Here is a 12,351-nt window from a genome sequence, read left to right on the forward strand (position 1 = left end):
ATGAAATTAATGTTTGGAGTGTGGAAGAAAAGGTAATAGTACAAGCAACTATGATTCTAATAGTTGGTTGTAAAGTACCCGCCCCGGAGAAACACATCCTATTAGAAAGAAGGCGGAGAAATGAAAAAAGTTGTTGGATCCATGTTAACTGGTGCGCTGGTGTTTAGTTTAGCTGGCGGAGGCACAGCGTTGGCCGACAGTCATGATACGGAAGAGGGCGCATCGGAAGACAACGGGATGGTAAGAATTGTGCATGCCTCTCCTGATGCACCCGAAGTTGATGTGTACGTTGATGGAGAAGCTGTAGTCGAAGGGGCGGCTTTCAAGGATGCAACTGATTATTTGGAAGTACCGGAAGGCGAGCGCGAGATAGAGATATTTGCTGCTGGTGAAGAAGGCGAAGGCGATCCTGTATTGTCCGGCACGCTTGATGTGGAAGAGGGCGAAGCTTATACAGCTGCAGCTACAAACACGCTGGAAGACATTGAGCTGAGCGTACTGGAAGACAATCAGGAAGCAGCAGAGGGAATGGCGAACGTAAGGGTTGCGCACTTTTCTCCTGACGCTCCAAATGTTGATGTAGCAGTAACAGACGGAGATATTTTGTTTGAAGATGCCCCGTTCACCGGTGTGACGGATTATATGGAAGTGGAAGCCGGATCTTATGATCTCGAAGTACGGCCGACAGGAACCGAGGATGTAGTACTCGACCTTGCCGGTACGGAGCTTGAGGAAGGCATGAATTATTCTGTACTTGCTGTTGGCTTTGCAGAAGGCGATCCTGAACTTGATGCCATTATACTTGCTACCCCTTCCAGTGAGAGTATGCCATCTGAAATGCCGCAGACTGGAGCAGCCGGAACAGATAATACGATGATGTACGTATTGGCTGGCCTGTTAGCAGCTGGTCTTGGGGCTGGATACTATGCACGCCGCCGCGCGGGCGCTTCTTCATAGCATTCTCTTCGCTTTCCTGGTTCTTTTTTTATCCGGTAGCTCAGAGGAATTCACGGAAGCGGAAACAGCTTATTCGGAAGCGTCAATAGAAGGGGCAGAAGCTTCGGAGGTCGGGGAGCGGACAGAGACAGAGACACAGACAGCTTCATCAACTCAGTCGATTTCACCGGCATCAATCAGGATAAGCTCGATTGGGCTGGAAGCGGCAGTGGATGATATGGGATATACGGAAAGTGGGGGAATGGAAGTGCCGGATAACGGGGAGGATACCGGATGGTTTTCGCCGGGATTCAAGCCGGGGCAGCAGGGGAATGCGGTCATCGCAGGCCATGTGAATGACCGTTCCGGTCCTGCTGTGTTTTACCATCTGGATAAACTCAGGCAGGGAGATTTGATTGAAGTAATCGATGAATCCGGGGAATCGATTACTTTTGAAATGGAATCTGCTGAATCTTATCCGTATGACGATGCTCCGATCCAACAGATTTTCGGTGCCTCGAGCGAACGTTCGCTGCAGCTGATTACATGCACCGGAGAGTTCGACGATGAGGCCGGCACACACCGCGAAAGGCTGGTGGTCACCGCTTCCGTAGTGGAAGAGTAACGAAAGCCTGCTTTGGATTGAACGAAAACCTGAATTCTGGACACAGAAACAAGTGTTCATGATTCAGGTTTTTCATTTTTTACGACAGTTTTGCTGTTTTATTGAGGGGGCCAAGGCCGGGGACGGCGGTAAAAGTTGAAGGGAGAAAAAGAGCAGATATAAACCTGGGTTCAATACAGCAGCTGATTAAAAAAGATAGTTAAACGGTACAGATTTTTGTATGATGGAATAAACAGAAGGAATATTTTTCAAGTCAGAAAAAGTTTCTCAGCCGCAGTACTACCTTTTGCAGAATCGGGCGATGTGTAATGACTTTTCTATCATGGTTGATGCGGAGCATGACGCCTCCGCAGATTCTTGCCTCCGGCTTTCTTATTGTTATTACGACAGGGACGGCGCTGTTAATGCTTCCGGTGTCCGTAACGAGCCCAATCAGTATAATTGATGCGCTGTTTACGGCGGCCTCCGCCACGACGGTGACCGGCCTGGTGACGATCAGCCCGGGAAACGGCTTCACGGTGTTCGGCCAGACAGTGATTATGGTGATGATCCAGCTCGGCGGACTCGGGTTTATGGCGGTCACGGTTTTTATTGTGCTTCTGCTCGGTAAACGTATTGGCCTGCGCAGCCGGCTTCTCGTTCAGGAGTCGCTGAATCAGCCGGCGATGGGCGGGGTCGTGAAGCTTGTAAAGATTCTGGTGATTTTTTCTTTGAGCGTGGAATCGCTTGCAGCAGCCGCACTTGCCACCCAGTGGGTGCCGGAGTACGGGTGGGGCGAGGGCCTGTTTTACAGCGTGTTTCATGCAGTCTCAGCCTTTAACAATGCCGGGTTCTCGCTCTGGGACAGCAACCTGATGCAGTACGCCGGCAATCCGGCGGTGAATATTGCAATCTCTTCTTCGTTTATTATCGGCGGCATCGGCTTTACGGTGTTGTATGACGTGTGGGAAAAGCGGAAATTCCGAACCCTGACGCTGCATTCGAAATTGATGATCGTCGGCACGCTGGTGCTGAATGTTGCAGCCGTGACTATCGTATTTTTGTTTGAATATATTAACCCGCAGACTGTTACTGCGTTAACGCTTGGGGAACAGCTGTGGACTTCCTATTTTCAGGCGGTATCGCCGAGAACAGCCGGGTTTAACACCGTCAACATTGCTGATATGCAGATTCAGACAATTGTCTTCATTATGATGCTTATGTTCATCGGTGCCGGCAGCGCCTCGACCGCAAGCGGTATTAAGCTGACAACGTTTTTGGTGATCATTCTGGCCGCGGTTAAATACATTAAACGCGAAGAAGATTTAACTGTTTTCCACCGCCGTATCGCCCCAGCCATTATTGAACGGGCGCTCGCGATTACGGTGCTCGGATTTGCCGTCGTCTTTTCGGGGATATTTATTTTGTCGCTGACCGAGCAGGCATCATTTGAATACATTGTATTTGAGGTGTTTTCGGCGTTCGGTACGGTCGGCCTCACGATGGGGCTCACCGAATCTCTCAGTACGATTGGAAAAGTTGTGATCATCGGTATCATGTTTGTCGGCCGTGTCGGCTCGGTGACGCTCGCCTTTTCTCTGGCCAAACCGAAAAAAACGCACGTGCGCTATCCTCGGGGCGATATTTTTACCGGGTAAATCCTGCAGCCTGAAAATATAAAATAAAGCAGCCGTTTCCTGAAAAGCAACAGGAGCGGCTGTTTTATTTTATTGAAAAGCTACTGTTTCATTCGTTAATTCGCCCGTTTTTCCTCCCAGAACCGCTTGCGCTCCTCAAAACTCACTTCCTCATACAACTGGTGCAGCATCCAGATATAGCCAAAGGGATCCATAAAAATAGCATTTGCTACGCCGTGATCAGGCAGGTTCGTGACCGGCTGTACTTCATGGCAGCCCGCGTCGATGGCTTTGGCATAGGTCTCCTCGATGTCTGGTACCGTGATGTTAAACCAGAGGGTTTTTGGGTCGTCCGGGGTGGGGGCGGTCAAGTGGAAGGCCGGGTTTTCATCCAACAGATGGAACGGGACATCGTACAAAGTGAAGAGGACTTCATTTTCACCCCGGGAAAAGTCCGAAACCTCCACTGTTTCAATATCAAATATTTTTTCATACAGCTCCAGCGCTTTTAAACTGTCGGTAACCACCATATCGATTTCGACGCCAACCATAATACACACTCCCTCTCCAGGTTAGTAAGTATCTCCTCATATGGTTAATGCAAGTGTATTACTGGTTTCTACTTCTGGTATTAAATTTCCTTTCTCCTTCAAGTTATTCCTTGAACTCGCTATCAGCAGGGTAAATATTTTCGTCCAGTGCGCATAGCGTAATGATTATTAATTTTTATATGAAAATACTTTTGGATGTTTCAAGTTGTCATGAAAAGGAAATGAAAATGCATATAAATAAGTTATGTAAATAAAGGAGATTTTCAGCATGACACAGGATCCACGCAAACAGTATTATCATGACGACTATCCAAAGCAGTACCAGGATCCGCCTGGTGTGCAGAAATATATGAATCCGCAGCCGGACTGCGGCGAAAGCAGCTATGAAGGCACCGGACAATTAAAGGGACGAAAAGCGCTCATTACCGGCGGCGATTCCGGTATCGGCCGGGCCGCGGCGATTGCGTACGCCCGCGAAGGAGCCGACGTAGCGATCAACTATCTGCCGGACGAAGAGCCGGATGCGCAGGACGTAAAAGAAATGATTGAACAGGCCGGGCGTAAAGCGGTGCTTCTGCCGGGAGATCTGAGAAGCGAAACATTCTCCCGCGAACTCGTACAGTCCGCAGTGGACGAACTCGGCGGGCTGGACATTCTCGCGCTTGTTGCCGGCAAACAGCAGGCTGTGAAAGACATTGCTGACCTTACGACCGAACAGATCGTCTCCACGTTTGAAACAAACGTATTCTCCATGTACTGGATGACCCAGGAAGCGCTGCCGCATATGCCGGAGGGCGGTTCGATCATAACAATGACTTCCATTGAAGGCTATAATCCATCGCCGATGCTTCTGGACTATGCCGCTACCAAAAGCACTATCATCGGGTTTACGAAAGCACTGGCCAAGCAGGTGGCCTCCCAGGGCATCCGCGTAAACTCGGTCGCACCGGGACCATTCTGGTCGCCGCTGCAGATTTCCGGCGGTCAGCCGGGCGAAAATATCCCGAAATTTGGGGAAGAAACGCCGGAGACGCCGCTCGGGCGTGCCGGCCAGCCAGTGGAGCTTTCCGGAGTATATGTATTTCTTGCCTCCGATCAGGCAAGCTACGTGACCGGCCACGTCTACAGCGCGACTGGCGGCTTAAACGCCAATTAATAAAGACAGACAAAAAGCACCCATTTTCCGGCTTCACGGGAAATGGGTGCTTGATTTATTTAGGACAGCTTTTCTTCCTGCGCCCCGGGCTCCTCTGCCTGCTTGCGTGCGACGTGAGAGCTTCCCCACTCGTGCATCGCTTCGAGAATCGGCTCCAGGCTCCGGCCATATTCGGTAATGGAATATTCCACTTTGGGCGGAATCTCCGGGTAAATGACGCGCTGGATGATGTCCTCATCCTCGAGCTCGCGCAGCTGCTTGGTGAGCATGCGCTGGGTGATGCCCGGCATTTTTCGTTTTAATACGCTGAAGCGCTGCGTGCCGTCATTAAGCAGATGCACAAGAATAACAGGCTTCCATTTGCCGACAAGTATGCCGAGTGCCTCCTGAAACTGACAGAATTCGGGTTCTTTTTTCAATGGTGCCACTCCTTAGTATGATTTTATAAAGCAGGTATGTAGGTCTTTGCTTACATGCAATCCAGTATGTACATACTACCACGTCCTGTCCGGAAAACGAATTGTTTTGCTTCTGCCCGCGGGAAGCCGCCATTGGTACCCTCGAGGGAACTATACCACTTTTATGTGCGTACTTGTTTTCGCGTCCGGAGCGGCTAAAATAAGAAGAGCAGAGAAAATTAATCATTTAAGAAAAAGAGGGATAGCTGTGAACGTATTACTAGTAAAAGCAAACAACCGCCCGGATGGCATTTCCACGAAAATGTACGAAACGTTTCTGGCAAACGTGCAGGACGCGGGCGCATTGAACGTGCAGACCTACGACGTGTTTGAAGAGGATACACCGTATTTTGGCCAGGACTTCTTTGACGCCTTCGGCCGCCTTGCGACAGACGGTGAGCCAACCGAGATGGACCGCCGGGTACTTGCTGCGAAGCAGAAAGCAAAGGACGCCTTCAGCGCGGCTGATCTGGTCGTATTTGCCTTCCCGTTGTGGAACTTGACGATCCCGGCCAAGCTGCAGACCTTTATCGACTATATCGCCGAAGCCGGCTACACGTTTAAATACAGCCCGGAAGGCGCGCTTGTGCCGCTCATGCCGGAGAAAAAAGTGATCTTTCTGAACGCCCGCGGCGGCGTGTATTCCGCTCCGGAAATGGCTGGCATGGATATGGCGCTTGCGTACATGCAGAACATTTTTGGCGGCCTGTACGGCATGGATATTGTAGATGAAGTGGTAATTGAAGGCCATAACGCCAACCCGGACCAGGCAGAGGAAATCATCGAAGCAGGTCTGAAGGAAGTTGCTGAAGCCGCTTCACGCGTGGCTTACCAAGAAGTATAATGAATCGATCAACCCGTTCGGCAGGAAACTGCCGGGCGGGTTTTTTCATGCGGAAATATAGAAGCAGGATACATAAAAGGAAATTTATGCTAAATTGCATTTATAATATTTTAGGTAATGGAAGGTAGGGGAAGAGCATGGAAGCAGGGCGCACCCGAACGCGTACGACGCTTGTTTTCTTGTTAAACGGCCTGGTTTTTATTTGGTTGTTTATCTTCAATATTGTTGCATTCACGGGGCATATCTATCTGGGAAATACCGCCATGTCCTTCCCACTATTATTGATAGCCAACGTTCTGCTCATATGGAATTACACCGGCGGGGCGAAGGAGAGCATCAACCGGAACGAAGCGGCATTTTTCAGGATACTGGCGGCGCTTCTGCTTATGAGCACGATGAGCTTCGTGCTTGCAGAGATAATTAATTGATTCAAAGAAAGGTGATAGCATGCCGGAATTTTTTCCTATCGCAGGAGTTCTTGGTCTCCTAATGAGTTTTCTGCTTAAGGTATGGATCGTCCCAAAAGAAGCAGTATTGCTGAGAGACACTAAAGGACAATATGAAGTATCAACACAACAGGTTATTTATTTTCCTGAGAGGGGGCTTTCCAATGACCATCCGGCAAATAACGGTTCTTAGTGCATTGATCATATCAATTGCTGTACTTCTTTGCATGGCCTATTTTGAAACGGAAATACTCGCCGTTATGATACCGCTGGCTATAGTGGCTGTAATCGGGGCAGGCTCTCTTACAGCTGATGTTATTAAAAATAAGCGGCAAGGGGAAAAGGAAAACTCATGACGATATTTACCGAAGCATTGCTGATTCTGCTGTTGTTATTGATTCCGGTGGGGCTTGTATCCATCGCGTTATATGCAGTGCTTGCGCCGGTGAACTGGAAAATACATATGCTGCTCACGCTCGGATATGTGCTTATTACAGGCGTAGTCTCTCTGGTAAGTGCAGCCGTTGCGGGCTGGCGAAGCGGAGCATTTGAAGCAGGGGAAGTCATGTACACGTTTACCACGATTACAGTTTGTATGATTGTCGGCCTTGGCGGCTATTCTCTGTTTCGGCAATATTTATAGCTGAGCGCTCCAGCATTTAAAAATTAAAGGGAAATATCCATATTTATGTGTAAATATAGAAGCACAACAGGCATTTTATCGTGAAAATTTGTTTGAAATATTAATAGTTCGGAAAACATATATGTATGAGCAATTAATATTAAAGCAGAATTATCGATTCAGCGAACGAATGCCTACAGCTGATGGTACGATTAAAGGAGATGATTATATGGCAGAGGAAAACAAGAACAGTAAGGAAAATAAGGGCTACGGCTGGGTGGCTACAGGCAGCCTGATTGGCGGATCCCTTCCGCTTATCACACGTAAAATCAAAAAAGGCCTGACGCCGGACGGCGACGATAAAAGCAAGAAAAAAGACAAAAAGAAGAAATCGAAAAAACCGCGTTATATTTTGAACAAGAAGAGTGCGCCTAAAAAATTGGCAAAGCAGAAAAAGCGCCTGAAGAAAAAGGCGAAAGGCAAGCTGCCGAAAAAACTGAAAAAATAATTGCAGTACAAAGCCCTCCAGCTTCCTGGAGGGTTATTTTTTTCGGGAATTTTACAAAAAAATTAGTTTCAACATTGAAATATGCATATATAATTAATAGTGAAAACACCATTACTTTCGAATAAGGAGGAAAGCATGATGGCAGATTTAACACCTAATCGCCGTAATCGTGGATTTTTCCCGGACCTTTCTCGTGGTTTTGGATTTGGAGATTTGCTGAATGACCATTTCCTTGAGCCTCTGCAGGACATGAACAAGTTCAAGCTCGACGTTCGCGAAGAAGACAAAGAATATGTAGTCGAAGCGGAACTTCCGGGCTTTCACAAAGAGGATATCCAGGTGGAGTACGGTGCACCGGTACTCTCGATAAGCGCGAAGCGGGAGGAAAAGCAGGACATCGACCATGACGACTACGTGCACCGAGAGCGCAGCTACGGCGAATTCCGCCGGCGCATAACGCTTGAGAATATTAAAGAGGACGAAATCCAGGCTTCTTTTAAAAATGGCGTATTGAAACTGCAGCTGCCAAAAGAGGACAAACGGTCTGTAACTAAAAAACAAATCGATATTCAATAGAAATATTACAGTCAAACTGTAAAAATTCGTTTTCGTACTTGAATATGTTGAAACTACTGGTGTCAGCGTATTAGTTGCTTTGAATCAAGAGGAAATACCTGCCTTCATTTTGAAGGTGGTAATCTGATTGTAATATTTTATGGGAAATATTGGTTGATAAACCGCTGAAAATATCCTTTTCCATTTTTGAAGCAGGCCAAACGGTCTGCTTTTTTTACATAAAAAGGAAGTTTATTAAGAGGAGATTACAACTGAATTAATGCTGTTGATATTTTTAACCCCCCACGTCATAATCGGAAGCGTTGTGTTTGAGAGAAAACACATAAGTAATTCAGCAATCAATTACATTTAAACAATCAACCTATCCATGCAATAGTGACGTAAAGGTAAGTAATCATATAGGCAAACAGTTCATTGGGCATCGTCATTAGGACGAAAAAAATATCTTTACCTCGGAGGTTGAATCAATATGATGAAAAAAACATTATTTGGAACAGCAATTACAGCAGGCGTAGTATTCGGAGCACCACAGGCAGCGGACGCATCCATCAGCGACCACGGCCAGTTGGACAGAGGAGACGTTAACTCTTCTGTTGCGGAGCTTCAGGACACGCTGAAAGAAAAAGGCTACTTCAGTGGAAACACCGGCTCTACTTTCGGACCTAGAACAGAAAGTGCTGTCAAAGACTTTCAGGCAGATAATGGCATTTCTTCTTCTGCCGGCAGCTACTTCGGCGTAGCAGGACCGGAAACACAGGCAGCTCTCGGTGGATCTTCCGATTCTTCCAGTGAAGAAGTTGCTGGCGAGTCAACTTCCGAGTCTTCCAATAGCACCAGTGGCGGCGAAACCATGAACGTGGAAGCTACTGCCTACACTGCTGAATGTGCAGGATGCAGCGGCATCACGGCAACAGGCAAAAACCTGAACAACGACCGTGACGCTAACGTCATTGCCGTAGATCCGGACGTAATCCCACTCGGCTCCACAGTAAAAGTGGAAGGCATGGGCACTTACGAAGCAGCTGACACAGGCGGCGCAATTAACGGCAACCGCATCGACGTTCACGTACCAACGAACTCCGAAGCACTTTCCTTCGGCCGTCAGGACCTTGAAGTAACAGTAATCGACTAATCAATAGCATCTAACAAAAATCCTCTCCAAAGCTGGAGGGGATTTTTTTGTTTCTACATTTCACCTGGAGCATATATTAAAAAGAAGGCAAAACGTTTAAAATATGAAAGAGATAGAATGAAAATTATCGTTATGCCGGAGGGAAAAGATGATACATATTGAACAGGCCGGACCGTCGCATGTTTCCGGCATCATTTCTGTCTGTACGAAAGCGACGTGGGCAACGTACCGGGAACTGTGCAGTGACGATTATCTCGAGCGGGTGTGCCGGGAATTTTATAATGAAGCCAGGGTACTCGATGAGGTGAAGCATACAAGCCTCGACTGGGGCGGCTATTTCACAGCCGTGGAAAATGAAACGGTGATAGGAGTTGCAGGCGGCGGTATGACGGGGGAGAAGGAATCCGAATTGTACGTGCTGTATCTGGATCCGGTCCGCCGGAATGAAGGGATCGGGACGATGCTGCTCGGGGCGGTGACGAGCCAGCAGCAGAGCTGGGGCTCGGCGGAGCAGTGGGTTTCTGTCCAGAAGGGCAACCAGCTGGCGATTCCCTTTTATGAAGCGAAAGGCTTTACGTACGAAGGAGAGCGTATCGGATATGCAAACACTGAAGACGAAGATTATGTATCGCTCCGGTACAGGCGTGATATTTAAATAGAAGAAAACCAGCTGCGAACCGGGCAGCTTGAGGAGGAAGAAAATGCTTATCATGCTTATGGTGCTGGGCTTCGCGGGTGTGTTGACAGCGGTCAGCTTTATTCCTAACAGCCGGGTGCGAAAAATTGCCGCTTTCAGCAGCTATACGTTGTTTCTCACAGCGCTCGCTGTTTTGACGTTAGGGTAGCTGCAGCGAAATTAAAACGACAGTCGTTTTATTGTACTACATGTAACTGTTTTGGTTATAATTAACAATAAAAATGGAGGGATGACAGATGAAAGCATTAGTAACCGGAGCCACAGGCAAATTAGGATCCCAGGTGATGCAGTCGCTGCTGAAGAAGATGCCGGCGGACCAGCTGGCCGTCAGCGTCCGGAACCCGGATAAGGCAAAAGATCTGAAGGAAGCAGGGGTGGATGTGCGCCGCGGCGATTTTGACGAACCGGAAAGTCTGGACGAAGCGTTTGCCGGCGTCGACCGCCTGCTGATTATTTCAACCGACGGGGATAATGACACGAGAATCCGCCAGCACACGAACGCAGTGGAAGCAGCGGCCCGGGCGGGTGTCTCCTTTATCGCCTACACAAGCATCGGCCATGCGGAAAGCAGCACGATGTTTTTGGCTCCGCCGCATAGAGCAGCCGAAAATGCGATTATTGAAACCGGAATTCCACACGCGTTTCTGCGCAACAACTGGTACCTCGAAAATGAAGTGCCGGGCATTCAGGGAGCTATGAACGGGGAGCCGTGGGTTACTGCTGCCGGAAACGGCCGGGCAGGATGGGCACTGCAGCTCGATTACGCGGAGGCCGCTGCCGCCGCTCTCGCAGGAGAGGGTGAACAGCAGTCGGTATACGAGCTTTCCGGCCGCCCGCACACCCAGGATGAACTCGTTAGTGTACTTGGAGACGTGCTTGGAAAAGAGCTTCCGGTGCAGCACGTGGACGATGATGAATATGCGGAGATCATGAAGGAAGCCGGCATGCCGGAGGCAGTTGTACCAATGCTTGTCAGTATCCAGCAGGGCATCCGCAGCGGCTCCCTCGACATTGAAAGCAATGATTTTGAAAAGCTGCTCGGCCGTCCGGCCACGCCAATGCATGACGCGCTTGAACATCTCGTGCGGACGCTTCCGGCCGATTCTTAATTATCATAACGCCTCAGGCGGTACGCTTTTGAAGTGCGGGAGCTGATCGCAGCCTCCCGTGTTTTTTCGTGAGCAGGGAAAACGATACACATCCGCCGATGACGATCGCACTGCCGGCCGCCTGCGGCCAGGTGAGGTGTTCGCCAAACAGCACAAAGGCAAGCAGGGCGGTAAACAGCGGGTTGAAGTTTAAAAACAGCCCGGAGGTCGTCGCTCCCAGATGCTTCACGCCGATACCCCAGAGCACCATACAGACAATCGTTGCAATGATGCTTAAAAACAGCATCGACCCGATAAAGGCGGCATCAATCTGGTGCACGGGGGTTCGAAAGCCGTTAACCGGAAGCAGCAGGAGTACGCCGAACAGTCCGGAATAACAGACCGACATCATCGGAGACACCATGGTGGTCGCCCAGCGGCTGCAGATGGAGTAGAGGCCGAATACCAACACTGCCGCAAGCATCCACACATCGCCGGAGGCAAAAGAAAAGCCTGCGAGGCTCCCGTCCGTTACGACGAGCAAGACGCCGGCGGTGGAAACGAGCATGGCCGTGATCTGGACGCCACGCAGCCGTTCACGGAGAAGAAGTGCGGAAAACAGGGCGATCGACAGCGTATTCATTGTCGAGATAATGCTTACGTTGGTAGCGCTCGACGACGTGAGCGCGGTGAACTGGAGAATATTAAACAGGGCAACGCCTGTGATTCCCATCAGAAGAAGCGGCACGATCGCTTTTCTGCCGGGGAGCAGGCGTTTTTCTGTGACCGCGATAATTGGCAGAAGGCAGAGAACGGCGATGCCGTAGCGCAGAATCGTAAGCGTCACGGGAGAAGCGTAGGTGGTCAAGCCCTCGCCGACGATAAAATTGCTTCCCCAGCACAGGCTTGCGAGCAGCAGCAGTCCGATGTATTTCATGCGTTTTCCCCTTCCGTAGTGTTGTACGGAATAAATGTATCATGTAAAATGATTACATAAAATAAAATTCTGTATAAGTTAATTAATTCAAAACATTATTCGTTAATATAAATTAAATCGGAATTTATTTTTGTTAAAGGTGAAAGAAGCGCGCTGAAA

The 12,351-nt window shown here is 49.0% G+C and carries 17 protein-coding genes; 14 read left to right on the plus strand and 3 right to left on the minus strand.

All coding sequences use genetic code 11. The features are described 5' to 3' along the window. Positions 1-120: 120 nt before the first annotated feature. From BLV22_RS01915 to BLV22_RS01925, 3 genes are all read left to right on the plus strand, one after another. Entirely contained in the window at positions 121-957 is an 837-nt protein-coding gene (locus tag BLV22_RS01915) for a DUF4397 domain-containing protein (RefSeq protein ID WP_091610574.1), read from the plus strand. Continuing rightward, entirely contained in the window at positions 926-1,561 is a 636-nt protein-coding gene (locus tag BLV22_RS01920; RefSeq protein WP_091610576.1) for a class F sortase, read from the plus strand. Before BLV22_RS01915 ends, BLV22_RS01920 begins: the two co-directional genes overlap by 32 nt. Before the next feature lie 308 nt (positions 1,562-1,869). After that, the gene (locus BLV22_RS01925) at positions 1,870-3,198 is read left to right on the plus strand and encodes a TrkH family potassium uptake protein (RefSeq protein WP_091610577.1); all 1,329 of its coding nucleotides are present in this window, start codon (positions 1,870-1,872) and stop codon (positions 3,196-3,198) included. 95 nt (positions 3,199-3,293) lie between these two features. On the opposite strand, the gene BLV22_RS01930 is transcribed toward BLV22_RS01925, so the two are convergent. After that, positions 3,294-3,728 (minus strand): VOC family protein, encoded by a 435-nt coding sequence (locus BLV22_RS01930; RefSeq protein ID WP_091610579.1) that lies wholly within the window; start codon positions 3,726-3,728, stop codon positions 3,294-3,296. Between the two features lie 268 nt (positions 3,729-3,996). On the opposite strand from BLV22_RS01930, the gene BLV22_RS01935 reads away from it, so the two are divergent. Then, entirely contained in the window at positions 3,997-4,884 is an 888-nt protein-coding gene (locus BLV22_RS01935) for an SDR family oxidoreductase (protein ID WP_091610580.1), read from the plus strand. Positions 4,885-4,943: 59 nt separating this feature from the next. On the opposite strand, the gene BLV22_RS01940 is transcribed toward BLV22_RS01935, so the two are convergent. Further along, complete coding sequence (locus BLV22_RS01940; protein ID WP_091610582.1) at positions 4,944-5,303, minus strand: winged helix-turn-helix transcriptional regulator; 360 nt, start codon at positions 5,301-5,303, stop codon at positions 4,944-4,946. Positions 5,304-5,550: 247 nt separating this feature from the next. Between BLV22_RS01940 and BLV22_RS01945 the strand changes: the two genes are divergently transcribed. From BLV22_RS01945 to BLV22_RS01985, 10 genes are all read left to right on the plus strand, one after another. Continuing rightward, positions 5,551-6,186: an FMN-dependent NADH-azoreductase gene (locus tag BLV22_RS01945; protein ID WP_091610583.1), complete on the plus strand. Its 636-nt coding sequence runs from the start codon at positions 5,551-5,553 to the stop codon at positions 6,184-6,186. A 137-nt stretch (positions 6,187-6,323) separates the two neighbouring features. Beyond that, positions 6,324-6,614 (plus strand): hypothetical protein, encoded by a 291-nt coding sequence (locus BLV22_RS01950; RefSeq protein WP_091610585.1) that lies wholly within the window; start codon positions 6,324-6,326, stop codon positions 6,612-6,614. Between the two features lie 182 nt (positions 6,615-6,796). Next, on the plus strand, positions 6,797-6,988 hold the full coding sequence (locus BLV22_RS01955) for a hypothetical protein (protein ID WP_091610586.1): 192 nt from the start codon (positions 6,797-6,799) through the stop codon (positions 6,986-6,988). After that, entirely contained in the window at positions 6,985-7,275 is a 291-nt protein-coding gene (locus BLV22_RS01960) for a hypothetical protein (RefSeq protein ID WP_091610588.1), read from the plus strand. The genes BLV22_RS01955 and BLV22_RS01960 overlap by 4 nt, the downstream gene beginning before the upstream one ends. A 208-nt stretch (positions 7,276-7,483) precedes the next feature. Further along, positions 7,484-7,762 carry a hypothetical protein gene (locus tag BLV22_RS01965; RefSeq protein ID WP_091610590.1) on the plus strand — a complete coding sequence of 93 codons (279 nt, stop codon included), beginning with the start codon at positions 7,484-7,486 and terminating at the stop codon, positions 7,760-7,762. Between the two features lie 138 nt (positions 7,763-7,900). After that, the gene (locus BLV22_RS01970; RefSeq protein ID WP_176967596.1) at positions 7,901-8,338 is read left to right on the plus strand and encodes an Hsp20/alpha crystallin family protein; all 438 of its coding nucleotides are present in this window, start codon (positions 7,901-7,903) and stop codon (positions 8,336-8,338) included. A gap of 469 nt (positions 8,339-8,807) precedes the next feature. Beyond that, a complete protein-coding gene (locus BLV22_RS01975) occupies positions 8,808-9,470 on the plus strand; it encodes a 3D domain-containing protein (protein WP_176967597.1) in 663 nt (220 codons plus the stop codon). 148 nt (positions 9,471-9,618) lie between these two features. After that, positions 9,619-10,125, plus strand: coding sequence for a GNAT family N-acetyltransferase (locus BLV22_RS01980; RefSeq protein WP_091610593.1), 507 nt, complete (start codon positions 9,619-9,621; stop codon positions 10,123-10,125). Between the two features lie 46 nt (positions 10,126-10,171). After that, entirely contained in the window at positions 10,172-10,315 is a 144-nt protein-coding gene (locus BLV22_RS14910; protein ID WP_176967598.1) for a hypothetical protein, read from the plus strand. A gap of 88 nt (positions 10,316-10,403) precedes the next feature. Continuing rightward, positions 10,404-11,276, plus strand: a complete 873-nt coding sequence (locus tag BLV22_RS01985) for an SDR family oxidoreductase (RefSeq protein WP_091610595.1) — start codon at positions 10,404-10,406, stop codon at positions 11,274-11,276. Between the two features lie 13 nt (positions 11,277-11,289). Here the strand turns inward: BLV22_RS01985 and BLV22_RS01990 are convergent, their stop codons facing one another. Further along, a complete protein-coding gene (locus BLV22_RS01990) occupies positions 11,290-12,192 on the minus strand; it encodes a DMT family transporter (RefSeq protein ID WP_091610597.1) in 903 nt (300 codons plus the stop codon). Between the last annotated feature and the right edge of the window lie 159 nt (positions 12,193-12,351).

Source organism: Marinococcus luteus, assembly GCF_900106595.1.
Classification (GTDB): Bacteria; Bacillota; Bacilli; order Bacillales; family Marinococcaceae; genus Marinococcus; species Marinococcus luteus.

Coding starts and splice junctions, on each gene's coding strand:
- BLV22_RS01915 (WP_091610574.1), top strand. CDS start 121: ATGAAAAAAGTTGTTGGATCCATGTTAACTGGTGCGCTGGTGTTTAGT.
- BLV22_RS01920 (WP_091610576.1), top strand. CDS start 926: ATGCACGCCGCCGCGCGGGCGCTTCTTCATAGCATTCTCTTCGCTTTC.
- BLV22_RS01925 (WP_091610577.1), top strand. CDS start 1,870: ATGACTTTTCTATCATGGTTGATGCGGAGCATGACGCCTCCGCAGATT.
- BLV22_RS01930 (WP_091610579.1), bottom strand. CDS start 3,728: ATGGTTGGCGTCGAAATCGATATGGTGGTTACCGACAGTTTAAAAGCG.
- BLV22_RS01935 (WP_091610580.1), top strand. CDS start 3,997: ATGACACAGGATCCACGCAAACAGTATTATCATGACGACTATCCAAAG.
- BLV22_RS01950 (WP_091610585.1), top strand. CDS start 6,324: ATGGAAGCAGGGCGCACCCGAACGCGTACGACGCTTGTTTTCTTGTTA.
- BLV22_RS01955 (WP_091610586.1), top strand. CDS start 6,797: ATGACCATCCGGCAAATAACGGTTCTTAGTGCATTGATCATATCAATT.
- BLV22_RS01960 (WP_091610588.1), top strand. CDS start 6,985: ATGACGATATTTACCGAAGCATTGCTGATTCTGCTGTTGTTATTGATT.
- BLV22_RS01965 (WP_091610590.1), top strand. CDS start 7,484: ATGGCAGAGGAAAACAAGAACAGTAAGGAAAATAAGGGCTACGGCTGG.
- BLV22_RS01970 (WP_176967596.1), top strand. CDS start 7,901: ATGGCAGATTTAACACCTAATCGCCGTAATCGTGGATTTTTCCCGGAC.
- BLV22_RS01975 (WP_176967597.1), top strand. CDS start 8,808: ATGATGAAAAAAACATTATTTGGAACAGCAATTACAGCAGGCGTAGTA.
- BLV22_RS01980 (WP_091610593.1), top strand. CDS start 9,619: ATGATACATATTGAACAGGCCGGACCGTCGCATGTTTCCGGCATCATT.
- BLV22_RS14910 (WP_176967598.1), top strand. CDS start 10,172: ATGCTTATCATGCTTATGGTGCTGGGCTTCGCGGGTGTGTTGACAGCG.
- BLV22_RS01985 (WP_091610595.1), top strand. CDS start 10,404: ATGAAAGCATTAGTAACCGGAGCCACAGGCAAATTAGGATCCCAGGTG.
- BLV22_RS01990 (WP_091610597.1), bottom strand. CDS start 12,192: ATGAAATACATCGGACTGCTGCTGCTCGCAAGCCTGTGCTGGGGAAGC.